The organism is Alkalihalobacillus sp. FSL W8-0930, from assembly GCA_037965595.1.
Taxonomy (GTDB): domain Bacteria; phylum Bacillota; class Bacilli; order Bacillales; family Bacillaceae_D; genus Alkalicoccobacillus.
Map to the genome: position 1 here is coordinate 2,422,284 of CP150183.1, position 22,649 is coordinate 2,444,932.

Sequence of the window (22,649 nt, forward strand, 5' to 3'; positions counted from 1 at the left end):
CTTTTGAGGGATAGGAGCTTCTTCATCTGAACAACTAAAAGAGAACAATCTTACCTTTTCCCTCTCATCTTTTTAAGCACAACATATTCAATGATGCTCATAGGTAGCAGGGTTTTAAGTAATATCATTAGCTTAGTGTTTTTACCGATTGGATACCTGAGCTTCGGTCGCCTTACTTGGGAGATCGCAACAATTTTATTGACCACCTCGGCAGGGTCTTTTGAAGAGGTCGCTGAATGAGAGGCTTCAGCGACTAATGTTTGGGTAATCGCTTTGTAGTCATCCTCATCAGAGAACTGCGCTTCCTCCAGCCCCTTTTCCCAAATGCTCGTTCGGTAAGGTCCAGGCTCCACTAGGCTAACATATACTCCGAATGGCAGCATCTCAAATCGTAAGGATTCGCTAAAGCCTTCAAGCGCAAACTTTGATGCGGAGTATGGTCCAAGTGCGGGAAATCCGAATCTCCCACTGATGCTGCTCAGCATAATGATTCGCCCTCGCCTCCGCTTTCTCATGTCTGGTAAAAATGCCTTAGTTACAGCGATAGCTCCGAGTACATTCGTATCAAATTGATTTTTCCATTTCTCCATAGACACGCCTTCAGTGGGCCCACCTTGACAATAACCTGCATTGTTAATGAGAATGTGAACGTTTAACCCGTCGCTATGAAGCTGATTTTTAAGTTCATTGAGATCGGTCGCTTTTGTTACATCAAGCTTTTTGAAGATGATTCTTTCGTCAATATTGCGTTCTCGAGCTTTTTCTATTAACAACGTGGCCTTTTTTGGATCACGCATCGTCGCAACGACAGTCCACCCTTTTTCTGCAAATTCAACCGCTAGAAGCAAGCCAAATCCACTGCTTGCTCCTGTGATGAGTACACAATCTTTTTTCATCTTGAAACATGCTCTACTTGATATGTCTCCTGGTTTGCCTCTTTTAAGAAAGAACAAGTCTCCCCAAGAGAGAAAAGAATGAGCTCATGCATGGCTCTTGTACAGACCGTATAGAACAATGTTCGTTCGTGTTCATGAGCATAAATTTGATCGGATGCATCATGAACAATAACTGCATCAAATTCAATTCCTTTTGATAAATAAGAAGGAACGACATGAATTCCTTGTTCAAATTCATACGAGTCTTTTGTCAGTAATTTTAATGAGATCCGCTCTTTTAGCAAGGTGTAGACCTCCTTACTTTCCTCGGCTGTTTTCGTAATGATCGCTATGGATTGATGGCCATCTTCTTTGAGCCTTTCTACTTCGTGAATGATCGTTTCTAAGTGCTGATCTGTAGTAACTATCTTCACTTTCGGCTTCTGTCCCTGACGATTAAACGGCTCAATCAAGTCACCCTTTGGAATCATTTGTTTAGTAAACTCAACAATTTCACTAGTTGATCGGTAGCTTTTTGTTAAATGCATGACATTGTGTAGTTTACCTGTATGAAGACTTTCGTCAAGCATTGTCCGTTGATGCTGGGACTGTGCATAAACGGCTTGATTAATGTCACCTAAGATGGTCATTTGAGCCGTTGGATAAATCAATTTTAAGTATTCAAACTGGAACGGTGAATAATCCTGTGCCTCATCAATAAACACATGCTGAATGGCATGGTTTGACTTACTTCCCGCAAGCTGATCTTTGACATACAAATACGGTGTAACGTCTTCAAAGCGAAGCAAGCGATCGTTCAAATGTGTAAGTGTTTGGCTGCATATCATTTCCCAGTTATCTGGCGTATCTTCGTGAGCTTGCTTAAAAAGATTAACGAACATTCGATCAACGTGAATAAAGGCCATCTTTTTCACTGCGTTCTTTAATGGTTTAAATTGCTTTGCTACAATTTGTTTGGCTAGTTGTTTGCGTTCAAACTTCGCTTCATCAAAATCCCCATCCTGATCCTCATATTCCTGCTGATATTTTTTACGTACTTCTTGAAAGGCTTCAGCACCAAGTAGTTCAACTTCATCTTCAACCCAGCCATTATTGCGTTCTAGCACTTCAAGTCGTGTGAGCTTAATCAATAACCACTCGGCAGTGAGCTTCATACGATTAGCCATTGAAATGGACTGATCTAACGAATAGAAATATGCACTGATACGCGAAGCATCAATTAACACTTCTCCCCGAAAACGAACCTGCTTAAATTGCATTCCTTGTTTCGATAAACGAGCTAAGTACCGATCAATCAGCGTTTTAAAAGCGAGGCTTGATTTATACCGGATACTTGAAACCCTTTGATCGTACTCTATTTCAGAGGATAGAGTTAATAAATTTTCCGTCTGTGTAAAAGCATCCTCCACCTCAAATGATTTGCCAATGCGTTTTTGAACATATTGCTGGAAAGTGGTTTGCTCAATATTTTCTTCACCGAGCTCCGGCAATACCTTTGAAACATAGCTATTAAACAACGGGTTAGGCGAAAAGAGCATCATTTGATTAGCTTGTAGGGTATCCATATGACGATAAAGGAGGTAGGCCGCTCTTTGTAAGGCTGCCGATGTTTTCCCGCTCCCCGCTGCTCCCTGGACAACGAGATAACGACTAGACTCATCGCGAATTAATCGGTTTTGCTCTAGCTGGATTGTAGCGACGATACTCTTCATTTGCGGATTCGCTTCATTTCCTAACACTTCTTTTAGCAAATCATCGCCAATGGTTAAACCGGTATCGAACATACTTACAATCGTTCCATTTTGAATGAGGAACTGACGTTTTTTAGTCATTTCACCTTCTGTTTTCCCTTCAGGAGACGTGTAATAGGCTTCTCCTGGCGCGAAATCATAATAAAGACTAGAGATTGGCGCTCTCCAATCATGGATTAAAAAGTTTTGTTTTTCTTCATCTAACAAGGAAGCAACCCCTAAATAAATGGAAACGGATTCGTCTTGACCCTGTTCTTTAAAATCAATACGTCCAAAATAAGGTGAACTTTGGATTTTCTCTAACCGTCTGATCGTCTGGTCCATCGTTCCATGCGTTCGCTCCCGCTCTCCAAGAAGCTCTGATTGCTGTTTAATACTTAACACCGTTTCAAGCGCATCCTCAGGGTTGTCCATATTCACTGTGACATCTTCCCAGAAGGTTTTGCGTAGATGGATAATTTCAGATTTGTTTTTTTGATCGTGCTGAGTGAGCGCAGTGATCTCCCGCTTAACCTGCTCTTTAATTTGATTGATCCGTTGCTGTTCTGACTCTTTAGAATGATTGGATGTACTCATTCACTCACGCCCCTTAAAAAGTTACTTGACACCCAGACGGATGTTTGTTAAGATATAATAGAGATATACTGAAATGATTTAATTTTAAAAGTCTTGAGCTCTTATCGTACCATGCAGACGTTGCTACAGCAAGGTCTTTTTTATATGAAGCTGAAGTGTTTGGGACATAACTAAAAATCAATTAGGAAATGGCGAATGTTTCGATTACAGAATCATTCGCCATTTGTTTTTTTCGTATTTTAGTAAGACGAGCGGAAGGAGAACCCGAGACTCCTACGGAACAGAACGCGGTGAAGACACTGTAGCGGCGCTTTTCCCGCGAAAGGGGCTGAGGCCGTTCCCGTGGAAAGCGAGGGATTCTCCTGTAGCGAATTTGCTGCTGTGTCCGTGTTTGACTATTTACATTAAAGTGCTGTCCCGGCATCGTATGTTTATCTTCTGAAATTCCATTCGTCAGTCGCGTATCTTTGATCAATAATTTTTTGAACCTCATGCTCCTCAGCATCAGTTAATTCATACGGTTCAAGTTGAATGGATAATCCTTTTTCAAATCCTCTTTTAAAAAGTACACTTGCCTCTTCCACAGTCATAGGTTTTTCTCTTAACGCATTAATGGCTACTGCCTTATGTTTAAAATTACGTTGCATTCGCTCTCTTAATCGATCACTTGAATAATTAAACAGATCAAAAAGCTTGTCCTCATCTATATCGAGAATAATGGATCCGTGCTGCAAGATCACTCCTTTTTGTCTTGTCTGCGCGCTTCCCGCTACCTTTCGACCTTCAACTACTAGCTCATACCATGAAGGCGCATCAAAACAAACAGCAGAACGAGGATTCTTTAATGCTTCTTTATCGGCTTCTGAAGAAGGAATTGAAAAATACGCCTCTAACCCAGCCGCTTTAAATCCTTCAAGCAGCCCTTCTGAAATGACTCGATATGCTTCCGTAACTGAAACCGGCATCCTGGGATGATCTTCAGAAACGATAACACTATATGTAAGCTCTTGATCATGTAATACGCCTCGTCCACCAGTTGGTCTTCTAATAAAACCTAATTGATGTTCACCTACAGCGCTCATATTAATTTCCTTCTCAACTTTTTGAAAATATCCAATAGAAAGTGTCGCTGGATTCCAGCCATAAAATCGAATGGTTGGTGGAATCTTACCTTCGCTATGCCAATTTAACAAGGCCTCATCTAAAGCCATGTTGTACTCAGGAGAACGTTTACCAGAATCAATGAATCTCCACACTTCAGTGTTTTGCATCTCTATATGACCCCTTTCACTCTACTTAAGTGTATCAAAACTATGACGAAACAGCCAAGAAATTGGTGAACACGTTGCCAAAACGTGTTTTGAGCTTTATAATTTAGTAGAAAAGTTTTTTAGTTGAAGGAGCGTGCACCACCCGTTATGGATTTGCAGATTATTTTAATTATCATCTTAGCAGCACTAATTGTATTTTTAGTGGTTAGACGATTCTATACACCTAAGTATATTAAAAATTTAACCCAAGAAGAATTTATTAAAGGCTATCGCAAAGCGCAGCTAGTTGACGTCAGAGAGCCCAGAGAATATGACGGTGGACATATTCTTGGCGCACGAAACATTCCAATGTCTCAAATCCGTCAACGCATTAATGAATTCCGTACGGATCAGCCAATCTATATCTACTGCCAGTCAGGTGCTAGAAGTAGACAAGCCGCAAGCATCATTCGTAAAAAACGTGGAAACACTGAAATTTATCAATTAAAAGACGGGTTCCGTAAATGGACGGGTAAGATTAAAAAGAAATAATGTAACCTAAACGCTCCTTCACATCAAGTGAAGGAGCGTTTTTGTAGTAAAATACCTTCGCTTGCTAAGACGCGGAACTCATTGTACAGTATCTTTACAAACTTGTAGGTTGAGGTGGTATGCAAGAATGTTGGATGAAACTCGAATATTGATTGTTGAAGATGAACTGAGTATCGCTCGTATCCTAAAGTTAGAGCTGGAGCACGAAGGGTATCAAACCGAAACCGCTCCAGATGGATTAAAGGCATGGGAACTTCTTCAAAACCATTCATGGTCCCTTCTTTTATTAGACGTGATGTTGCCAGGTCTGAGTGGCATGGAAGTTCTAAGACGACTACGTGATCGGAATGATCAAACTCCCGTCATTATGCTAACAGCCCGTGACACGGTGATTGATAAAGTTTCTGGTTTGGACTTAGGTGCAAACGACTATGTAACAAAACCTTTTGATATCGAAGAACTTCTGGCACGTATTCGCGTCCATTTAAGGGGAGTACAAACACTTAAACAAGAAGAAAATCACTTAAAAATTGCTGATTTAGAGATAAATACATCTTCTCATGAGGTTACACGAGCAAAAAAAGAAATTTCACTCACTGCTCGTGAATATGAATTGCTATTATTTTTCGTCAATCACCCCCATCAAGTCCTCAGTCGTGATCAGCTCCTACAAAAAGTATGGGGTTATGATTATTTGGGAGACTCGAATATTGTTGATGTGTACGTTCGATACCTCCGTCAAAAAATTGATAAGGATGTTTCACATAAGCTCATTCATACGGTTCGAGGCGCGGGGTATATACTAAAGGACCAAAACGCATGAGGCTTCAACGTCGAATTATCGTTGTATCTACTGTTGGACTTTTTTTGATCTTGTTAATCGTCAATAGTGCTGTGTATCTTTTTTTCAAACAATTTATGGAACAATCCGAACTCACTCAGATTAAAGACCAGGGTCAGTCTATTGTTGAAACCATTGGAGATCACCAAAATCCAAGTGTATTATTGGACAACTATATCATTGGAGACGGTATGCTTCGTGTCATACGACCGGGCGATTACATTGAAAAGGTTCTTACAAAGTCTCGCGAGTATCGACAGATCCCTACTACCTATTCCGAAAGCGAAGCATCCTCGATTGTTCACTATGAAAACAAGGATTACGCAGTGTATAAACAGCCTTTCATATGGAATGACGGGACCGTTGTGACTCTAGAGTATGTAGAATCGATTTCTCACTATTCAAATGCTCTCAGTCTATTACAAACAGTACTCCTTACTGCCTCTGTCCTGGTTTTAATTCCTTCGATTGTTGCGAGTGTATGGCTTAGTCGATTTATCCTAACTCCTATACGTGCACTGATTGCAACAATGAACGAAATTAGGAGCAACGGAACGTTTAAAAAAATGGACGTCTCTTCCAAAAATAAAGATGAGTTAACTCAGATGCGTATCACGTTTAACCAAATGATAGACCTGCTAAAAGAAAATTTCGAAAAGCAACAGCAATTTGTTTCCGATGCTTCACACGAATTAAAAACACCACTCACTGTTATTGAAAGCTATTCCACACTTCTTAAGCGCTGGGGAAAAAAAGATCCCGCCATTCTAGATGAAGCGGTTGAAGCCATCTATTCAGAAGCACTCAGAATGCGAGGAATGACACAGCAAATGCTTGATCTAGCAAAAGGAGATCAGTATTCGATTCAACCATTAACAGAACTAAATGCAACTGAAATTACACAGGAGGCAGCTGAACGATTAAGCCGATCGTTTAACCGGAACATTCACTTCGTTGCAAAAGAGACCATTTCATTTCTTGGTCAGGAGGATCTGTTCAAACAATTGCTTTTTATCTTAATTGAAAATGCAATAAAATATAGCAAAAAAGACATTGTTATCAGGTTGTATACCAATCAAAAGTCCCTAACCCTTCAGATTGAAGACAAGGGTATTGGCATTCCTGAAAATGAGCAAACTGCTATATTTGAGCGCTTTTACCGCGTATCAGAAGACCGGAACCGGGAATCAGGAGGCTCTGGACTCGGACTCTCTATTGCCCAAAAGATCGTAGAGCAATTCCAAGGTACCATCCTTGTTCAAAGTAAAATTGGGGTAGGCTCCACTTTTATCGTGAATATTCCCACAAGGCTATCCAAGGAGGTGTCTCAACATGATTAAACACCCCATTCGAATGGTTCTCTCTTTATTTGTTCTTGCTGCGACTGGCTTTGTTATCTATTTAATATTACCAGCTTCTGATTCTTCGTTGACTTTAGAAGAAGCAACCGAACAGATTGAAGCTCAGTATGGAAGTAGCCCTGTTGAAATTACGTTAGATGATGGAGTGTATACTGCTGTAATTGAGCGAAAAGAGGGTCTTTATAAGGTGGAACTGAGCGAAGAGACAGGATCTATTCTTTCTTTAGTTTTAATTGAAACGAATGCAGTTCAACCAATAGGAGAGTCTATAACAGCGAGTGACGCCCGGGAACTGATTCTTGAACTACTCCCTCCTTCAGCTACTATAAAAGATTTAGAGTTACTCGATGTGGAGAACCCTCCTGTTTGGGAAGCAGAAGTTGAATATATGGACAGAGATGGCGATATTGCTCTTCATGCAGAAACAGGAGAAGTCATTCGAAATTCATTTGAAGAAGATCTCTCACCGTCCTATCTATCAGAACAAGACGCTATAGATATTGCTCTTCAAGAAATTAATGGCATGGTGGATGATGTGGATCTTGAAGAGTCCGATGGAAGAATGGTCTATGAGATTGAGATAGAGAATCAGGAGACGGATGAGGACGTAACGGTCATTATCGATGCAATCACCGGACAAATCATACAATTTGAATATTAATCGTTCTCTCATCAAATTCTAATGTTCCATTCATTCTCCTTTCATGTTGAGTTACTATACTGCATGTATAGCCAATCAACGAAAGGAAGATAAATATGAAAAAACCAATGATTTTGACATTAACAACGCTGCTGGCGATTGGAGGAACATCTGTTGCGATTGCATCAACAGGAGCAAATGCAACGGAAACGGAACCAACTCTGTCTTTAAATTCCAAGGGTAAGCCCGTTAATGAACAAGAGGCTTCTGCTTTAGCTGAAGCATTTATCGGAGGAAACGTGACAGATATTGAAAAGGATGATGACGGCACCATTGAGGTTGAAGTGAAACGTGATGGCGAAGAATTTGATGTAGAGATCCTTCAACAAACAGGCCAAATTGTAAATGTCGATGGGAACCTCTTGAAGATTGATCCTACAAATCAAAAGATTATTTCTGTAGAAGAAGCAGAAACAGCTGCAAAAAAAGCGGTTAATGAAGAGGACATCATGAAAGTTGAACTTGAAATAGATAACGGGTTATATGTATATGAGATTGAATTTAATGTAGATGGTGAAGATGAAGATGTCAAAATTAACGCCGAAACAGGATCCATTGTCTCAATGGATGATGCTTTCAAAGCGAATCTTCATGAGCAAGGTGATCTAATCTCTATAGATGAAGCCAAATTAATTGCCACTGGTGAGTTTGATCAAAAAGCAACTGTAACTGAAATCGAGCATGATACGGATGACGGTTTTTCTGTATACGAAATGGAACTACTAGTAGACGGTGTTGAATATGATGTTGAGATCGATGCTGTCTCAAAAGCAATTCTTAAAAATGAAAGAGATTGATTCATAACCAAAAAGAGACTGAGACAAAGACTATAAATTAACTAGAAAATGGCTAATGATTCTAAGATCGAATCATTAGCCATTCGTGTTTTTCGTATTTTAGTAAGACGAGCGGAAGGAGAACCCGAGACTCCTACGGAACAGAACGCGGTGAAGACACTATAGCGGTGCTTTTCCCGCGGAGGGGGCTGAGGCCGTTCCCGTGGAAAGCGAGGGATTCTCCTGTAGCGGGTTTATTGCTATATTCGTGTTTTGCTATCCACATTAATTGTTCTGTCCAAGCCTCTTTTTTCCTTTAACCGTTATTCAGCTTTTAGATAGCGTAACACGGGTTTACGTGCAGCTAGTGTTTCATCTAAACGTCCTATCACTGTGTGATGTGGAGCTTCTTGAACGATTTCTGGGTTCTCTTCTGTTTCTTTAGCAATTTGAATCATTGCTTCAATAAATTCATCTAATGTCTCTTTTGATTCTGTCTCCGTTGGCTCAATCATCATACATTCTTCCACATTCAACGGGAAGTAGATCGTTGGTGGATGATATCCGAAATCAAGAAGTCTTTTAGCGATATCAAGTGTACGTACACCCAGCTTTTTCTGACGTTTGCCTGATAGGACAAATTCGTGTTTGCAGTGCTGTGTATAAGGCAGATCATAATGAGGAGCTAAGCGTCTCATCATATAGTTTGCGTTTAAAACAGCAAACTCTGATACTTGTCGTAAACCTTCAGGACCCATTGTACGAATGTAAGTGTACGCACGTACGTTGATTCCGTAGTTTCCGTAATATGGCTTCACTCGACCAATGGAGTTCGGTCGATCGTAATCAAAATCGTACCCATCTTCCGTTTTAACTAGTAAAGGCTTAGGTAGGAATTCAATCAGATCCTTCTTCACACCAACTGGTCCAGATCCTGGGCCACCGCCACCGTGAGGTCCGGTAAATGTTTTGTGGAGGTTTAAATGAACTACATCAAAGCCCATGTCTCCAGGTCTTGCAATTCCTAGAATGGCATTTGAGTTTGCACCATCATAGTAAAGCTTTCCGCCCGCTTCGTGGATAATTGAAGCCATTTCAACAATGTAACTTTCAAATAAACCTAGTGTATTCGGATTGGTTAGCATTAATGCTGCTGTTTCATCACTGACGACTTCACGTAAATGGTCAAGGTCAACTAACCCGTGCTCATCTGTGCGCACAGTGATTGATTCAAATCCTGCAACTGTTGCTGAAGCAGGATTTGTACCGTGTGCTGAATCCGGTACGATGACCTTTGTACGACGAGCGTCCCCTCTCGCTTCATGGTACGCGCGGATCATCATGAGCCCAGTCCACTCTCCATGCGCTCCGGCAGCTGGTTGTAGCGTAACCTCATCCATTCCGGTAATTTCAGCAAGTGACGTTTGAAGGTTATGGAGTAGTTCCAAAGAACCTTGAACTTGTTTTACTGGCTGATACGGGTGAACATTTGCAAGTCCGTCAATACGCGCAACATCCTCATTAATCTTAGGATTGTATTTCATTGTGCATGATCCAAGCGGATAAAAACCTGAATCGACGCCGTGATTTCGCTTGGATAACGCTGTATAGTGACGCATAATTTGAAGCTCAGATACTTCAGGAAGCTCTGGCTCTTCTACACGAATAAATTCATCAGGTATAAGTGAGCTAAGATCTACTTCCGGGATATCAAGGTCTGGCAAGCTATGTCCAACACGTCCTGGTTTGCTTAATTCAAAAATCAATGCTTGGTTATCTGTGCTCATTGTAATGCCCCCAATTCACTCGCAAATGCATCTAGCTCTTCTTTCGTGCGTACCTCAGTTACACAAAGTAACATTTGACCTTTAAGTGACTGATCGTCACGTTCCAATTCATATCCTCCAATAAACCCTTTCTCAAGAAGCGTTTCATTTACTTCTTTTACAGATTGGTTTAATTGAATTACAAATTCATTAAATGTCGGACCTTCATGAACAACGTGAACGCCTTCTTCTTTAAGCTTTGCTTTTAAATAAGCAGCTTTTTGTACATTTTGATAAGCCATGTCTTTTACGCCTTTTTTACCAATAGCCGTCATGGCCACAGATGCGGCAAGCGCATTTAATGCCTGGTTCGAGCAGATATTAGATGTCGCTTTGTCACGACGAATATGCTGTTCACGCGCTTGAAGAGTTAACACAAATCCGCGCTGTCCTTGATCATCAACGGTTTGCCCAACTAAGCGGCCTGGAACCTTACGCATTAATTTCTTTGTTGTTGCAAAATATCCACAGTGTGGTCCACCAAATTGCATCGAAATACCAAATGGCTGTGCATCTCCTACCACAATATCTGCACCGAATTCACCTGGTGATTTTAGCAATCCTAATGCAAGTGGGTTACTTGATACAGCAAGTAAGGCTTTTCCTTGATGAGTAATAGCTTCAATATCTGCAAGAGGTTCTACATGGCCAAAGAAGTTAGGATATTGAACAAGCACACAAGCCGTATCATCATTATAATGTTCTTTCAAAAGATCTAAATCAGTTACTCCATTTTTTGTATCAATCTCAATCACTGTTAATCCTTGGCCATATGCATTTGTTTTAAGCACGTCGCGGGCTTCTGGATGAACAGCTTTTGATACAAGAATGGTTTTCTTTTTAGTATGACCGCAGCTCATCATTGCCGCTTCAGCAAGTGATGTGGGACCATCATACATAGAAGAATTCGCAAGATCCATTCCTGTTAGTTCACAAATCATACTTTGGAATTCAAAGATGGCTTGAAGTTCTCCTTGGGAGATCTCAGGCTGATACGGTGTATATGCCGTGTAAAATTCAGAACGAGAAATCACATGGTTCACAATCGAAGGAATGTAGTGATCGTACACGCCTGCTCCTAGAAATGAAGGCACGCTTTTAGTAGACGTATTTTTTGCTGCAAGTCCATTAAAAAATTTAATGAGTTCTGGTTCTTTTAAAGCTCTTTCAATATTTAACTGCCCCTTAAAACGAATATCGCTCGGGATATCAGCAAATAATTCTTCAATTGAGTCAACACCAATCGCTTGAAGCATTTCGTCGCGATCCGTTTCTGTCATTGGTAAGTAACGATTATTCATATTCAACAAATCCTCCTATGGACGTGGTCGTTTGTAAAATGGAGTGCCTACAACTTCAGCTTGTATCCGCTTTTTGCGAATTTGAACCTCTACCTTTGAGCCAAGCTCCGTATAACGAGTATCAAGTATGGCAAGGCCAATGTTTTTACCTAGAGTTGGAGATTGTGTACCTGTTGTCACAAACCCGATCTGCTCTTCGCCTACATATACCTCGTATCCGGCTCTTGGAATCCCTTTATCAAGCATTTCAATTCCGACAAGCTTACGAGTAAGTCCTTCTTCTTTTTGTTTCTTAAGTGCTTCTTGTCCAATAAAAGGAACCTCTTTGTTTACTTTCACAGCAAAACCGATACCGGCTTCAAGTGGCGAGATATCTTTTGTTAACTCTTGCCCGTATAATGCTAACTTCGCTTCAAAACGAAGCGTATCACGTGCGCCTAGTCCACATGGCACAAGCCCTTTAGATTCTCCAGTAGAAAGAAGCTGCTTCCAAAGTGTCGGGGCATCTTCAGATGAGATATATAGCTCAAACCCATCTTCGCCTGTGTAACCAGTTCTTGAAAGAAGAGCATTCACTCCCGCAACTGTTACTTGGTCCTTAAAATGGAAGGGACGGATCTCAGCAAGAGGCTCGTCTGTTACCTGTTGAAGAATGGATTCAGCATGAGGTCCTTGGATAGCAAGTAACGCTGTCTGCTCTGACACATTTTCCATTTCAACCGAGCTTGGTTTATGTTGCACCATCCAGTCCCAGTCTTTATCAATATTTGAAGCATTAACAACAACAAGATAATCGCTAGCCGATTTCCGATAGACTAATAAGTCATCAACCGTTCCACCATTTTCGTAACACATTGCTGTGTAGATCGCTTGGCCGTCAACTAGTTTTGAAAGATCATTTGTGAGAAGTTTCTGTAAAAAATCCAGAGACTCTTCTCCAGTTACCTCAAATTCACCCATATGAGATACGTCAAATAGACCTGCTTTTGTTCTAACTGCCTCGTGTTCAGCTTTAATACTTGAGAATTGAACAGGCAGTGCCCATCCTCCAAAATCAATTGTTTTCGCCTGATAATCCTTGTACAAGTCATAAATAGGGGTTTGTTTTAAGTCAGCCATGCTTCTCCTCCTGATAAACGAATAGTTTGAACTATTAAACAAAAAAGGACAGACTGATACACGATAACTTGTGTATCACCCTGTCCTTGAACCAGAAAGTTTCACTCGGCTGTTGCCGAATTGTCTTCGTGGGTGGCTTGCATAGCAAGCTCTCTCCAGAGCTGCGTCACGTAAAAGTCTGTTTGCCTGAGAGATTCACATCACTGCTTGCTCCTTCGGCGCCGGGCAGTTTCGCCCGATCTCTCCCCTTACCTTCATCCGCAAAAAAGATTCGATTATGATTTTCGTAATTGGTACATACTACTAATATTCATGTTGCTCTATACACTGTATATCCTATCAATAGTCCTCATATGGCGCAACGATTTTTTTTAAAAGATGTCGAATGATTTACTTTAAAAGGAGACCGCAGCTCATGACAGTTCCTATACATTTTGATGATTCATGGCGTTTTGAATTTCTTCACCGGCTTGATTCTGATGGTCAATGGGCCAGTTGGGAAAACTATTGTTTAGCCTATGAAGCTCACCACTATCAGAAAGTTGCAGATTTTCATGGCTTATTGGCTCCTGCACACCTACCTCAGCTTGAACCATTCCCACATCAATTAGAGGTTGCAAAAACTGTTATCGAAGAAATGAATGGAAAGGCCATTCTTGCCGATGAAGTGGGGCTTGGAAAAACAATCGAAGCAGGTCTGATCTTAAAAGAGTACATGATCCGAGGCTTAGCTAAAAAAATCTTAATACTTGTCCCTGCTTCCCTCGTTTCTCAGTGGGCGGTTGAATTAAATAGCAAATTCTATATTCCCGCCATTCCTCAAAAAAAATCGTATGTGTGGGAACAATGTGATGTCGTTGTTGCATCCATTGATACGGCAAAACGACAGCCACACCGGGATCTGGTGCTCAACCAATCCTATGACCTTGTTATTATTGACGAAGCACACAAACTGAAAAACCCGAACACTAAAAACTACGAGTTCATTCGTAGTCTTAAGAAAAAATTCTGTCTGCTCTTAACAGCTACACCTGTTCAAAATAAACTAGAAGAAATCTTTAATCTGGTATCCCTTCTAAAGCCAGGACATTTAGGAGACTTAACAAGCTTTGAAAAAGAATTCCGTTCAAGCGGACGCTCTCCTAAAAATGATGAAAAGCTTCGCGCTTTAGTCAATAAAGTCATGGTGCGTAATCGCCGTGAGGAAACCGGGATTAAGTGGACAAAACGGATCGTTGAAACGGTTCCAATTACATTTAGTGAAGAAGAAAGAGCATTGTATGATGCCATATCTCAGATGGGAGCAAATCATTTCTCCCTACTTACTTTAAAACGTGAAATTTGCTCAAGTCGTGAAGCGACATTTATGACGTTAAAGAAGTTAATTGAAAAAGCAGAAGAAGAAGGAAGAGACAACAAAGAAGCAACGGCTCTCCTAGAACAAGCGGCAAAAGTCGAGCGACACGCTAAGGCAGAGAGAGCACTTGAACTCATTAAACAGATTGATGGAAAAGTGATTATCTTTACTGAATACCGGGCTACACAGCTTTACCTTCAATGGTACTTGAAACAACATGGCATTGTTTCCGTACCTTTCCGAGGCGGCTTTAAACGCGGGAAAAAAGATTGGATGAGAGAGCTTTTTAAGAATCATGCTCAAGTCCTGATTGCAACCGAAGCCGGGGGCGAAGGAATTAACCTTCAATTCTGTAGTCACATTATTAACTACGATCTCCCTTGGAATCCTATGAGAATTGAGCAGCGCATTGGGAGGATCCACCGATTAGGTCAGCAGCACGATGTACGGATTTATAATTTCGCTGTCCAAAACACCGTCGAACAAAAAATATTAGATCTGCTCTATGACAAGATTCATTTATTTGAAAAGGTCATTGGACAACTGGACGAAATTTTAACACGTATTCAATTACCGAACATCGATGAATATGTAAAGGATGTTCTTCTCCATTCGGATTCCGAAGGCGAAGTCAATATAAAATTAACCCATCTAGCATCAGTCATGAATGATGCAGCAGAAGAAAGCGAAGATGAGAACGGAGAGGATTATCATGAATCAGTCCGAAGTTCGTAATTATGTTGAACGCTATTTTGAAGCAAATGATTGTCCTCCTGTAGAACGTCAACCTGACTTTCTAACCGTTCAACTATCAATTGATATGGATAAATTACTCATGAATCGTCCCTTTTACTGGCACTATCTAGAGAAAACTGGCGGTTCACCTAATCCAATGAAAATGACACTTATTACAGAGTCTACGCCGAATACAAAAGATATGAAGGGAGAATATATTCACTTTGGCTCCCCTCGCCTTCATCAATTGTTTCAATCAACAAAGGCGCTCGGATCCTATATTCGAATGTACGAGGATGTTCAAGTGAGTCGTAGTCAATCTACCGCACTTCAACCTTGGATTAACGTCAATGCAAAGGTATCATTTCAATGCGATCGTAAAAAGGATGTGATTTTATCATTAGGATTAAATCTCATTCATGGACAGATTGTGACTGACTTTCACACAAAGATGACGGAGATTTCGCTTACACCGAAGCTTCCAGACTATTGTTTTACCATGGCTTCACTCATTAAGCCCGCAAGTGGTCTGATCCGATTACAAAAAATGATTCAAACCTTCGCACATAACGAACCGGACGATTGGGCCGTTCAAGCAAGACAGCGCTGGCAACAGGATGCAGAACTACTTGAGAGTTTTTATGAAGAGTATGAAGAGAAACCAGAAAGTTATCAATTAGAAAAAGAAGCACTACGTGAACAATATGAACCTCGAATCGAAGTAGAAATGATCAACGGCGGTCTTTTCTTTTTACAGCAGCAAGTGTTCACACAAAAAAATGGACATTCCGCCAACTAGCGAATGTCCATTGATACTTAAGGTGCACCTTCTCCAGTTGTGATTAATGAGTACAACGTCATGACGGAGAAAAACCCAAAAACTAAAACCGTTACAAACGAAAATCCTACAGCAAATAAGTTCATCCGTTTCATTTCACGAATTCCACCAATCACTGCAAGAATTGTAATGATTAAAAACACGATGGCAAGAAACAAATTGAATTCCTCCTTCCACTTACCTTGTACCATTCACAGACGTGAATGTTTTGAACACTCCCAAGAAAACAGTTATGATACGTATATACACTTATTTTCAAAAGGAGGATCAATATGACTTGGACTCAACTTCCACTAGGTCCCATTCAAACAAATGCGTACATTTTAAGAAATTTAGAAGGTGAAGCACTGATATTCGATCCAGGTGGTGACGCAGGCACATTACTTCAATGGTTAAAGGATCATGAGATTACCCCGCTCGCCATTTTACTAACGCATGCTCACTTTGATCATATCGGAGCAGTTGATGCTGTTCGTGATGCCTACTCCATTCCAGTGTATCTTCATAAAAATGAGGAAAACTGGCTTGAAGATCCTGAGCTGAACAGGTCTACTGCATTTCTTGGACGAACAAAGGTAACGGCCAGACCAGCAGAACACATACTAAGTAGTGAACAGTCGCTCCAAATCGGTTCGTTTACCTGCAACGTTCTTGAAACACCTGGCCACTCTCCTGGAAGCGTATCCTATTACTTTGAAGATGAAGAAATTGTCTTCTCAGGAGACGCGTTGTTCGCAAGCAGTATTGGCCGCACAGATCTTCCAGGCGGAAACCATCAACAGCTTTTAGAAAGCATCCATTCAAAGTTAATGGACTTGCCTGAGGAAACGATTGTGGCATGCGGTCATGGTCCTACTACCACCATTTTAAGAGAAATGGATTCAAACCCCTTCTTAAACGCTTTGTAATGAATGAACCGGTAAAGCTTCCTGTATGAGAAGCTCTCCGGTTTTTTTAATGGTGTCCTCCAAAGCTTGGGACAAGAACAAAGGTTGAGTAGTACGTAAAGCCAACAAAAAAGATGGTTAAATACGCGCCAAATATGTAGATATATACTCGCTCTGATAAATACAAATAACTTAAAGCAAGCAGGATCGCTGTTTGAGCAAAGAAAAGTAAAGCCATACTATGCATGTCTCCAGCAAAAAACAGTACAGCAAAGATCCCTGTCCAAAAAGCGAGCACACGATACATCCGTTCCATATGCTGTGCCTCCTTCATTAATGTATGCGATTACTAATGATTGCTTCTCTATTATATACCCTAATTTTCCCGTTTGTAAATGCTTTCGCCGCTTCTCATTTTGAATTTTGGAAGCGGCGTCAGTTTATTGAGTGAACTATTTTCTACGAAAAAACCATCCGATTGCCATTGGTATAATCCCAAAGGCCCGAAAGGATAAAGATGCACGTGCTGACTTTCGTTGTTTTCGTTCTTCCTTACGTAATGTAGTAGGCTTATCCATCTGAATTACGGCCTGCTGTGTAATAAATTTCACTAAATCCTGTAATGACAAGCTCTCACTTCCCCACGACTTTTACCCTTATTGTGCCCCATTCCCTCATGTTTAAATCAGTCCATATCTTTAAAATATGTGATTGTTCTGTTTTCCTTATTATAGTGTAGGATCGACCATCTTTTATGATGCTCACCGATTCTACCGTGTAATTCTACTTGAACACTCACATCAGATTGTCCGTGCATTGAATACGAGACCGAACCCACTTCATAATGGAAATCACCTTTTTCATTGACCATGTCTGGTTGATGCAGAACATCAACCACTGCCATTTGCATAAGATGATCCATTTGCATAAGCTTCTCCTGTTCAAATACAACACGCTTCTCTAGTTCATACAACTGAATCGTATACAAACAAGATAGTGTTAGTATCGCGACTAATAGTAGCGTAACAGGATATGCAAAGCCTTTTTCACAATTCATGCTGTATACCCACCTTGCTAAACATACTGCTCATTGAACGTTCGAAGACATAACCATGCTTCGTTATCGTTACACAGCTCAGTCGTTCTTCTACGTCTAATTCACATGTAAATGATTGAACGGAATCAAGCATTGGCACGTATCCTCTTCCTTGTACGAACCTATAAATCGATTCCGACGATAATTCGTAGCGTATCTCCTCCTCATCTACAAATAAACTTAAGGTATTCTCCTTGATAACCATCTTTTCAGACCCACGCACTTCTGAATGCAACTGATTATAAAAAACTTGTAGCTCAAAGCTTGAGTCATGTTTATAAAAAGGGGACCAGGCGATTGATGTAACAATCAGAGGAACCACACTTATGATGAGAAGTGTTAATCCAAATGCAATAGATGCTTCGAGGAGCGTAAATCCTTTTTCATTTTTTAGTATAAAGACAGCTTTCGTAATGTCTTGAATTCGCCCCTTTCCACGTAAGACAAAATTGAGTTGAACCATCAGCAATCACTTCATGCTTAAATTGATAAAGCGAGTGATTAAAAGAGACTGTGGCGGTTTCATGTGTAAATGCAAGAGCATACTCCTCAAGTAAATACAACGCCTCTTCTTGCTGTTTAATAACTACTCTTTCTTGGTGTATTTTTATGAGCACAGGAAGGATAAAGGTTGTAACAATCGACAACAGAACAAGAGAAATCATGACTTCAATTAACGTAAAGCCACTACATTTGTTGTGCATAACGAATTCTCCCCTTTCCCAGGTGGAGCGTATACACATAGTGCTGTCGATTCGTTCGGAGTTGGATGGTTCCAGCATATCTAGGGTTTCCCACACGATTAAAAGCAACGAATGGCCCAGTCAATGTTAAAGGTCTAATCTGCATGTCGCTTGAAGCAAAAGGTCTTTCAAGATATGTTTCACCTTTCAAAAGACGAAGCTGATAGGTTTTTGCTAAAGGTCTAACATCTATCGTTTCTCCCCTAGCCATCGCCACGTGCTGAGCTAATATAAAATCTTGCTTCAGCTGCCAAGAGACATATTGCGACTCATGAGATTCTCGTACATTCGAAAAAGTAATTAGAGGCAGTACTGTGAGGATAGAAAGAAGTGTAAGTGTGATGAGCATTTCAAGTAATGTGTATCCTTGTTCATTCATTAGGAGGGCTTTATTACAACAAGTTGGTTGTTTAGCTCCAATTGGTCGCCATTTGGACAATTACCTTGGTCTGCATACCCACCATCTACTAAATCGCTAATGGAGCTTGGGGCAATTCCCTCTTCAAGCTGATAAACGGAAACTTGAGATTGGAGAAGTTTAATCGTGGCGTCACAACCTTTTTCGTTTGCAACTTCATTGTTTTTGGTCATGTTGGGAATCGCAATTAAAAGAAGGATGGAGATAATCATTAATACAACTAACATTTCAACAAGCGTAAATCCTTTTTGACAACGGTACCATTTCTTCATCATTAATCGCTCCTTTAGGTTGGGGAATGGAGCTGTGGGTTTAGAGGGGAAGACGATACTGAACGGAGCAAACAGTTCTCCTTTCTACAGGATAGTATATGATTAGACATCGCTATCCTCATTTCCTTCTTAAAAAAGAAAAAACTACACCTATTTCATTTTAGCAAGGTAAATAAACAGAAAGAGAACCTTGGTTTTGTTTAACAAAACCAAGGTTCTCTCAGCGATGCGGGTGAAGGGACTTGAACCCCCACGTCATAAGACACTAGATCCTAAATCTAGCGCGTCTGCCAATTCCGCCACACCCGCGTATTTAATTTCTTCAAAATGGCGGAGAAGGAGGGATTTGAACCCTCGCGCCGCTTACACGACCTACACCCTTAGCAGGGGCGCCCCTTCAGCCACTTGGGTACTTCTCCAAGAGTCAAAAAGCATAGCTCTTATCTTATTGAAGAGTATGATGGGCCTGAGTGGACTCGAACCACCGACCTCACGCTTATCAGGCGTGCGCTCTAACCAGCTGAGCTACAGGCCCATACTCTAGAAAGCGGGTGATGAGAATCGAACTCACATCATCAGCTTGGAAGGCTGAGGTTTTACCACTAAACTACACCCGCATATTTACATGTATCCTATTCATTCGCACAGATAGTACAGCGAAGCGGAAGACGAGATTCGAACTCGCGACCCCCACCTTGGCAAGGTGGTGTTCTACCACTGAACTACTTCCGCAAAATGGCTGGGCTACCTGGGATCGAACCAGGGAATGACGGAATCAAAATCCGTTGCCTTACCGCTTGGCTATAGCCCATCAAACAAAAAGGTAATTGCGGGGGAAGGATTTGAACCTTCGACCTTCGGGTTATGAGCCCGACGAGCTACCAGACTGCTCCACCCCGCGACGTTATAAAGTTAATAAAAATGGAGGAGGAAGAGGGATTCGAACCCCCGCGCGGTTTGACCCGCCTGTCGGTTTTCAAGACCGATCCCTTCAGCCAGACTTGGGTATTCCTCCGAGATAAAAAGTATGAAAGTGGAGCCTAGCGGGATCGAACCGCTGACCTCCTGCGTGCAAGGCAGGCGCTCTCCCAGCTGAGCTAAGGCCCCTCGTTAGTCATGAGTGTTGCTATGTAATTCGTTAGTGTTTCGCTGTCGTTCCGAATAACTATCGGCGACGTTTAATAATATAACATGGTACCTTTGATTTGTGCAACCCTTTTTCGAAAAAAAGTTTAAAACTTTTTTTGAAAGGGAGAAAAAGCTTGCTTTCTCCCCTTATATTACCGCAAAGCTCCGATCATTTCAAACATCGGAAGCATAACCGATAAAAACACAACAAAGATAAATCCACCCATGCCAATAAAGAAAACAGGCTGGAGAAAAGCCAGTCCCTTTTTTAACGATTCTTCAAGATCAACAAAAAGTAATTCACTATAATTTTGCAAATCAGATGCAAGATAGCCTGTACGATTACCATTCTCCACAACAAATGAAAGATCTTTAAGAAAGTAATGACGATTCTGGAGCATTTGACTGAGCGACTCTCCCTGCTGTAGCTCCCTCTTCATTTGCACAGCCTCATGTTGAAAAAACGGAAGATGTGATTGCTGCTCAAAAATAGACAATGCGTGCTGTATCGACATCCCACCTGCAAGAAGTCTTCCAAATTGCAAAGAAAAATAATAAGTAAGGATTCTGCAGGTCACTCTTCTCGTTATCTTTAATTGCAATAGCTTGTTTATCTTTAGGTGTGGTGGCATGGGTTTAATCTTCACACGATAGTACATGTAGAGGGAGATAAGAACGACGAGTATTCCGCAAGCAATGAGGGGAAGATTCTCTAAGAAGTTGAAGAAGAACGCAGTTAGTGCTGGAGGATTGCTGTTCATTGAAACAAATAAATTTTGAAAATGCGGAACGATGAATTGTTGAACAATGATTAAGACCATTACACCCGCCCAGCCTAAAACAAGCGGATAACGCAAGAGCTTCTGGATCTGCACTCTTGTTTTCTCTCTTCCCTCAAATACGATTCCTGCTTGAATAAAACCGTTCGCTACTTCACCCTGTTCTTCATAAAAATAAATAAAAGAAAGGATATCAGCAGGCAGATTTAAATGTTCAAATGCCTCGTGAATGCGCACGCCACTGTGTAAGTCAACCTGCACATGTTCAAGTTGTCCTTGAACCGTTTCATTTCCATGTAGAGCGATAAATGAAAGAGCTGCATCCATGGAATACCCTTGTTGCAGTAAGTTTCCGATACGAATCAACCGTTTTGCTTGCTCCAACTGATTGACTTTTTTTCTTAATGGAATCAGGTCCACTCCTCCATTCGTTTCATCTTCGCGCTAGAGATAAATCCCAATGCCCAAGCTTTTCTAGCTGCATGAATTAATTGATAATAGGTTGGACGAGTGCCTGACAACACTGCCTTTGTTAACAAATCACCATGAAGGATCTCATAAAGGGCGCCTTGATAATCCCATACGGTACCGACTAGTCTTTGCGCAATGATCGCCTGGCATACTTCAGCTAGTTCCATTTTAGACAAACCATATTCCTGAAAACGTAATACAGCCTGATACGCATCAGTTGTATGAATACTTGCAATGACTAGATGCCCCGTGAGAGCTGCCCTAATCGCGAGCGCCGCTGTTTCTTTATCACGTATTTCTCCTACAATAATGACATCAGGATCATGGCGAAGAATAGCTCTGAGTCCAGTCTCGAAGGTCATGCCTGCTCGGTGATTAACCTCCAGTTGAACAATTGACGGTAACGTCCGTTCAACAGGATCTTCTATCGTAATAAGAGATCTTGTGTGTTCTTGAATAATTTCATTTGCCATCCCGTATAACGTTGTTGTTTTCCCTGAGCCTGTTGGACCGCAGATTAAAACAAGTCCGTTTCGAAGTTTGGTTAATTGTTGGAGTTTTTTTGATTGGGTATAGATAAGAGGTAATGAGTCTAATGATTGAAACTCGGTTTGAGGAATTAATCGAATGGCCATGCTTTCCATTCCATGTGCGGGTAACGTGGATAATCTGAGTGAGTAAAGTCCTTTTGTTGAGTGCATACTCATCGCCATACTTTGGGGTTTTCTTCGTTCGCCGATGTCCATTCCAGACATATACTTAAAATGGCTAATCATCCGCTCCGCTACATGGTTAGTAAGACGACGTTGCGAAACCATTTCACCATAAATTCGGTAATGGACAAAACAATGATTTTTTTGCGGGATAAAATGAATGTCAGTCCCCTGCTTATGAATGGCATCTTCAATAAGACGGGTGCTTTCTTTATCAATTTCGTACAATGATTCACCTTCTTTCTTTTTAAGCCTATAAAATC

24 protein-coding genes, 9 tRNA genes and 1 riboswitch are annotated in these 22,649 nt (G+C 41.0%); of the genes, 8 read left to right on the top strand and 25 right to left on the bottom strand.

Annotated elements, in window-relative coordinates; genetic code table 11:
• Positions 1-50: 50 nt before the first annotated feature.
• The 3 genes from NSQ54_12945 to NSQ54_12955 form a co-directional block, all read right to left on the bottom strand.
• Positions 51-896 carry an SDR family oxidoreductase gene (locus tag NSQ54_12945; protein WYP25231.1) on the bottom strand — a complete coding sequence of 282 codons (846 nt, stop codon included), beginning with the start codon at positions 894-896 and terminating at the stop codon, positions 51-53.
• On the bottom strand, positions 893-3,223 hold the full coding sequence (gene helD / locus NSQ54_12950) for an RNA polymerase recycling motor HelD (GenBank protein ID WYP25232.1): 2,331 nt from the start codon (positions 3,221-3,223) through the stop codon (positions 893-895). The genes NSQ54_12945 and helD overlap by 4 nt, the downstream gene beginning before the upstream one ends.
• A gap of 431 nt (positions 3,224-3,654) precedes the next feature.
• A complete protein-coding gene (locus NSQ54_12955; protein ID WYP25233.1) occupies positions 3,655-4,494 on the bottom strand; it encodes a biotin/lipoate A/B protein ligase family protein in 840 nt (279 codons plus the stop codon).
• A 147-nt stretch (positions 4,495-4,641) separates the two neighbouring features.
• Between NSQ54_12955 and NSQ54_12960 the strand changes: the two genes are divergently transcribed.
• The 5 genes from NSQ54_12960 to NSQ54_12980 all read left to right on the top strand — a co-directional run bounded on the left by NSQ54_12960 (position 4,642) and on the right by NSQ54_12980 (position 8,724).
• Complete coding sequence (locus tag NSQ54_12960; GenBank protein ID WYP25234.1) at positions 4,642-5,025, top strand: rhodanese-like domain-containing protein; 384 nt, start codon at positions 4,642-4,644, stop codon at positions 5,023-5,025.
• A gap of 127 nt (positions 5,026-5,152) precedes the next feature.
• Positions 5,153-5,848, top strand: a complete 696-nt coding sequence (locus NSQ54_12965) for a response regulator transcription factor (GenBank protein ID WYP25235.1) — start codon at positions 5,153-5,155, stop codon at positions 5,846-5,848.
• On the top strand, positions 5,845-7,206 hold the full coding sequence (locus NSQ54_12970; GenBank protein ID WYP25236.1) for a HAMP domain-containing sensor histidine kinase: 1,362 nt from the start codon (positions 5,845-5,847) through the stop codon (positions 7,204-7,206). The genes NSQ54_12965 and NSQ54_12970 overlap by 4 nt, the downstream gene beginning before the upstream one ends.
• Positions 7,199-7,888 carry a PepSY domain-containing protein gene (locus NSQ54_12975; GenBank protein ID WYP25237.1) on the top strand — a complete coding sequence of 230 codons (690 nt, stop codon included), beginning with the start codon at positions 7,199-7,201 and terminating at the stop codon, positions 7,886-7,888. The genes NSQ54_12970 and NSQ54_12975 overlap by 8 nt, the downstream gene beginning before the upstream one ends.
• Before the next feature lie 95 nt (positions 7,889-7,983).
• Complete coding sequence (locus NSQ54_12980; protein ID WYP25238.1) at positions 7,984-8,724, top strand: PepSY domain-containing protein; 741 nt, start codon at positions 7,984-7,986, stop codon at positions 8,722-8,724.
• A 302-nt stretch (positions 8,725-9,026) separates the two neighbouring features.
• Here the strand turns inward: NSQ54_12980 and gcvPB are convergent, their stop codons facing one another.
• Genes gcvPB through gcvT form a run of 3 tightly spaced genes read right to left on the bottom strand, consistent with a single transcriptional unit; the run spans position 9,027 to position 12,949 of the window.
• On the bottom strand, positions 9,027-10,490 hold the full coding sequence (gene gcvPB, locus NSQ54_12985) for an aminomethyl-transferring glycine dehydrogenase subunit GcvPB (GenBank protein ID WYP25239.1): 1,464 nt from the start codon (positions 10,488-10,490) through the stop codon (positions 9,027-9,029).
• Positions 10,487-11,830, bottom strand: coding sequence for an aminomethyl-transferring glycine dehydrogenase subunit GcvPA (gene gcvPA, locus NSQ54_12990; protein ID WYP28559.1), 1,344 nt, complete (start codon positions 11,828-11,830; stop codon positions 10,487-10,489). The genes gcvPB and gcvPA overlap by 4 nt, the downstream gene beginning before the upstream one ends.
• Positions 11,831-11,845: 15 nt before the next feature.
• Positions 11,846-12,949 (bottom strand): glycine cleavage system aminomethyltransferase GcvT, encoded by a 1,104-nt coding sequence (gene gcvT / locus NSQ54_12995; GenBank protein ID WYP25240.1) that lies wholly within the window; start codon positions 12,947-12,949, stop codon positions 11,846-11,848.
• Positions 12,950-13,113: 164 nt separating this feature from the next.
• A riboswitch (glycine riboswitch) is annotated at positions 13,114-13,207 on the bottom strand.
• A gap of 157 nt (positions 13,208-13,364) precedes the next feature.
• Here gcvT and NSQ54_13000 point away from each other — a divergent pair.
• Entirely contained in the window at positions 13,365-15,041 is a 1,677-nt protein-coding gene (locus NSQ54_13000; GenBank protein WYP25241.1) for an SNF2-related protein, read from the top strand.
• On the top strand, positions 15,019-15,840 hold the full coding sequence (locus NSQ54_13005) for a YqhG family protein (protein WYP25242.1): 822 nt from the start codon (positions 15,019-15,021) through the stop codon (positions 15,838-15,840). Before NSQ54_13000 ends, NSQ54_13005 begins: the two co-directional genes overlap by 23 nt.
• Before the next feature lie 17 nt (positions 15,841-15,857).
• On the opposite strand, the gene NSQ54_13010 is transcribed toward NSQ54_13005, so the two are convergent.
• Entirely contained in the window at positions 15,858-16,037 is a 180-nt protein-coding gene (locus NSQ54_13010; protein ID WYP25243.1) for a DUF2759 family protein, read from the bottom strand.
• Positions 16,038-16,151: 114 nt separating this feature from the next.
• Here NSQ54_13010 and NSQ54_13015 point away from each other — a divergent pair, with 114 nt between their 5' ends.
• Complete coding sequence (locus tag NSQ54_13015) at positions 16,152-16,787, top strand: MBL fold metallo-hydrolase (GenBank protein ID WYP25244.1); 636 nt, start codon at positions 16,152-16,154, stop codon at positions 16,785-16,787.
• Between the two features lie 46 nt (positions 16,788-16,833).
• Here NSQ54_13015 and NSQ54_13020 read toward each other — a convergent pair whose 3' ends face one another.
• From NSQ54_13020 to comGA, 18 genes are all read right to left on the bottom strand, one after another.
• Positions 16,834-17,082 (bottom strand): DUF2626 domain-containing protein, encoded by a 249-nt coding sequence (locus NSQ54_13020; protein ID WYP25245.1) that lies wholly within the window; start codon positions 17,080-17,082, stop codon positions 16,834-16,836.
• A gap of 136 nt (positions 17,083-17,218) precedes the next feature.
• A complete protein-coding gene (locus NSQ54_13025) occupies positions 17,219-17,395 on the bottom strand; it encodes a YqzE family protein (protein ID WYP25246.1) in 177 nt (58 codons plus the stop codon).
• A 56-nt stretch (positions 17,396-17,451) separates the two neighbouring features.
• Entirely contained in the window at positions 17,452-17,823 is a 372-nt protein-coding gene (gene comGG / locus NSQ54_13030; GenBank protein ID WYP25247.1) for a competence type IV pilus minor pilin ComGG, read from the bottom strand.
• The gene (locus NSQ54_13035; GenBank protein WYP25248.1) at positions 17,813-18,325 is read right to left on the bottom strand and encodes a ComGF family competence protein; all 513 of its coding nucleotides are present in this window, start codon (positions 18,323-18,325) and stop codon (positions 17,813-17,815) included. The genes comGG and NSQ54_13035 overlap by 11 nt, the downstream gene beginning before the upstream one ends.
• Positions 18,246-18,566 (bottom strand): competence type IV pilus minor pilin ComGE, encoded by a 321-nt coding sequence (gene comGE, locus NSQ54_13040; GenBank protein WYP25249.1) that lies wholly within the window; start codon positions 18,564-18,566, stop codon positions 18,246-18,248. Before comGE ends, NSQ54_13035 begins: the two co-directional genes overlap by 80 nt.
• On the bottom strand, positions 18,550-18,984 hold the full coding sequence (comGD, locus tag NSQ54_13045; protein ID WYP25250.1) for a competence type IV pilus minor pilin ComGD: 435 nt from the start codon (positions 18,982-18,984) through the stop codon (positions 18,550-18,552). The genes comGE and comGD overlap by 17 nt, the downstream gene beginning before the upstream one ends.
• Complete coding sequence (gene comGC, locus NSQ54_13050) at positions 18,984-19,295, bottom strand: competence type IV pilus major pilin ComGC (GenBank protein ID WYP25251.1); 312 nt, start codon at positions 19,293-19,295, stop codon at positions 18,984-18,986. Before comGC ends, comGD begins: the two co-directional genes overlap by 1 nt.
• Positions 19,296-19,522: 227 nt before the next feature.
• A tRNA-Leu gene (locus NSQ54_13055) sits at positions 19,523-19,604 on the bottom strand.
• A 19-nt stretch (positions 19,605-19,623) separates the two neighbouring features.
• A tRNA-Ser gene (locus tag NSQ54_13060) sits at positions 19,624-19,714 on the bottom strand.
• 42 nt (positions 19,715-19,756) lie between these two features.
• Positions 19,757-19,830, bottom strand: a tRNA-Ile gene (locus NSQ54_13065).
• A gap of 11 nt (positions 19,831-19,841) precedes the next feature.
• Positions 19,842-19,912 (bottom strand) — tRNA-Gly (locus tag NSQ54_13070).
• A gap of 43 nt (positions 19,913-19,955) precedes the next feature.
• Positions 19,956-20,027, bottom strand: a tRNA-Gly gene (locus NSQ54_13075).
• Positions 20,028-20,031: 4 nt separating this feature from the next.
• Positions 20,032-20,106: transfer RNA gene (locus NSQ54_13080), tRNA-Gln, on the bottom strand.
• A gap of 16 nt (positions 20,107-20,122) precedes the next feature.
• A tRNA-Met gene (locus tag NSQ54_13085) sits at positions 20,123-20,196 on the bottom strand.
• A gap of 21 nt (positions 20,197-20,217) precedes the next feature.
• Positions 20,218-20,310 (bottom strand) — tRNA-Ser (locus NSQ54_13090).
• Positions 20,311-20,329: 19 nt separating this feature from the next.
• Positions 20,330-20,402 (bottom strand) — tRNA-Ala (locus tag NSQ54_13095).
• Positions 20,403-20,575: 173 nt separating this feature from the next.
• Positions 20,576-21,622 (bottom strand): competence type IV pilus assembly protein ComGB, encoded by a 1,047-nt coding sequence (comGB, locus tag NSQ54_13100; protein WYP25252.1) that lies wholly within the window; start codon positions 21,620-21,622, stop codon positions 20,576-20,578.
• Entirely contained in the window at positions 21,613-22,614 is a 1,002-nt protein-coding gene (gene comGA, locus NSQ54_13105) for a competence type IV pilus ATPase ComGA (GenBank protein ID WYP25253.1), read from the bottom strand. Before comGA ends, comGB begins: the two co-directional genes overlap by 10 nt.
• Positions 22,615-22,649 lie beyond the last annotated feature (35 nt).

Excerpts from the sequence above, each read along its gene's own strand:
- NSQ54_12945 (WYP25231.1), bottom strand. The coding sequence starts at position 896 with ATGAAAAAAGATTGTGTACTCATCACAGGAGCAAGCAGTGGATTTGGC.
- helD (WYP25232.1), bottom strand. The coding sequence starts at position 3,223 with ATGAGTACATCCAATCATTCTAAAGAGTCAGAACAGCAACGGATCAAT.
- NSQ54_12955 (WYP25233.1), bottom strand. The coding sequence starts at position 4,494 with ATGCAAAACACTGAAGTGTGGAGATTCATTGATTCTGGTAAACGTTCT.
- NSQ54_12960 (WYP25234.1), top strand. The coding sequence starts at position 4,642 with ATGGATTTGCAGATTATTTTAATTATCATCTTAGCAGCACTAATTGTA.
- NSQ54_12965 (WYP25235.1), top strand. The coding sequence starts at position 5,153 with ATGTTGGATGAAACTCGAATATTGATTGTTGAAGATGAACTGAGTATC.
- NSQ54_12970 (WYP25236.1), top strand. The coding sequence starts at position 5,845 with ATGAGGCTTCAACGTCGAATTATCGTTGTATCTACTGTTGGACTTTTT.
- NSQ54_12975 (WYP25237.1), top strand. The coding sequence starts at position 7,199 with ATGATTAAACACCCCATTCGAATGGTTCTCTCTTTATTTGTTCTTGCT.
- NSQ54_12980 (WYP25238.1), top strand. The coding sequence starts at position 7,984 with ATGAAAAAACCAATGATTTTGACATTAACAACGCTGCTGGCGATTGGA.
- gcvPB (WYP25239.1), bottom strand. The coding sequence starts at position 10,490 with ATGAGCACAGATAACCAAGCATTGATTTTTGAATTAAGCAAACCAGGA.
- gcvPA (WYP28559.1), bottom strand. The coding sequence starts at position 11,830 with ATGAATAATCGTTACTTACCAATGACAGAAACGGATCGCGACGAAATG.
- gcvT (WYP25240.1), bottom strand. The coding sequence starts at position 12,949 with ATGGCTGACTTAAAACAAACCCCTATTTATGACTTGTACAAGGATTAT.
- NSQ54_13000 (WYP25241.1), top strand. The coding sequence starts at position 13,365 with ATGACAGTTCCTATACATTTTGATGATTCATGGCGTTTTGAATTTCTT.
- NSQ54_13005 (WYP25242.1), top strand. The coding sequence starts at position 15,019 with ATGAATCAGTCCGAAGTTCGTAATTATGTTGAACGCTATTTTGAAGCA.
- NSQ54_13015 (WYP25244.1), top strand. The coding sequence starts at position 16,152 with ATGACTTGGACTCAACTTCCACTAGGTCCCATTCAAACAAATGCGTAC.
- NSQ54_13020 (WYP25245.1), bottom strand. The coding sequence starts at position 17,082 with ATGGAACGGATGTATCGTGTGCTCGCTTTTTGGACAGGGATCTTTGCT.
- comGG (WYP25247.1), bottom strand. The coding sequence starts at position 17,823 with ATGAATTGTGAAAAAGGCTTTGCATATCCTGTTACGCTACTATTAGTC.
- NSQ54_13035 (WYP25248.1), bottom strand. The coding sequence starts at position 18,325 with ATGGTTCAACTCAATTTTGTCTTACGTGGAAAGGGGCGAATTCAAGAC.
- comGE (WYP25249.1), bottom strand. The coding sequence starts at position 18,566 with ATGCACAACAAATGTAGTGGCTTTACGTTAATTGAAGTCATGATTTCT.
- comGD (WYP25250.1), bottom strand. The coding sequence starts at position 18,984 with ATGAATGAACAAGGATACACATTACTTGAAATGCTCATCACACTTACA.
- comGC (WYP25251.1), bottom strand. The coding sequence starts at position 19,295 with ATGAAGAAATGGTACCGTTGTCAAAAAGGATTTACGCTTGTTGAAATG.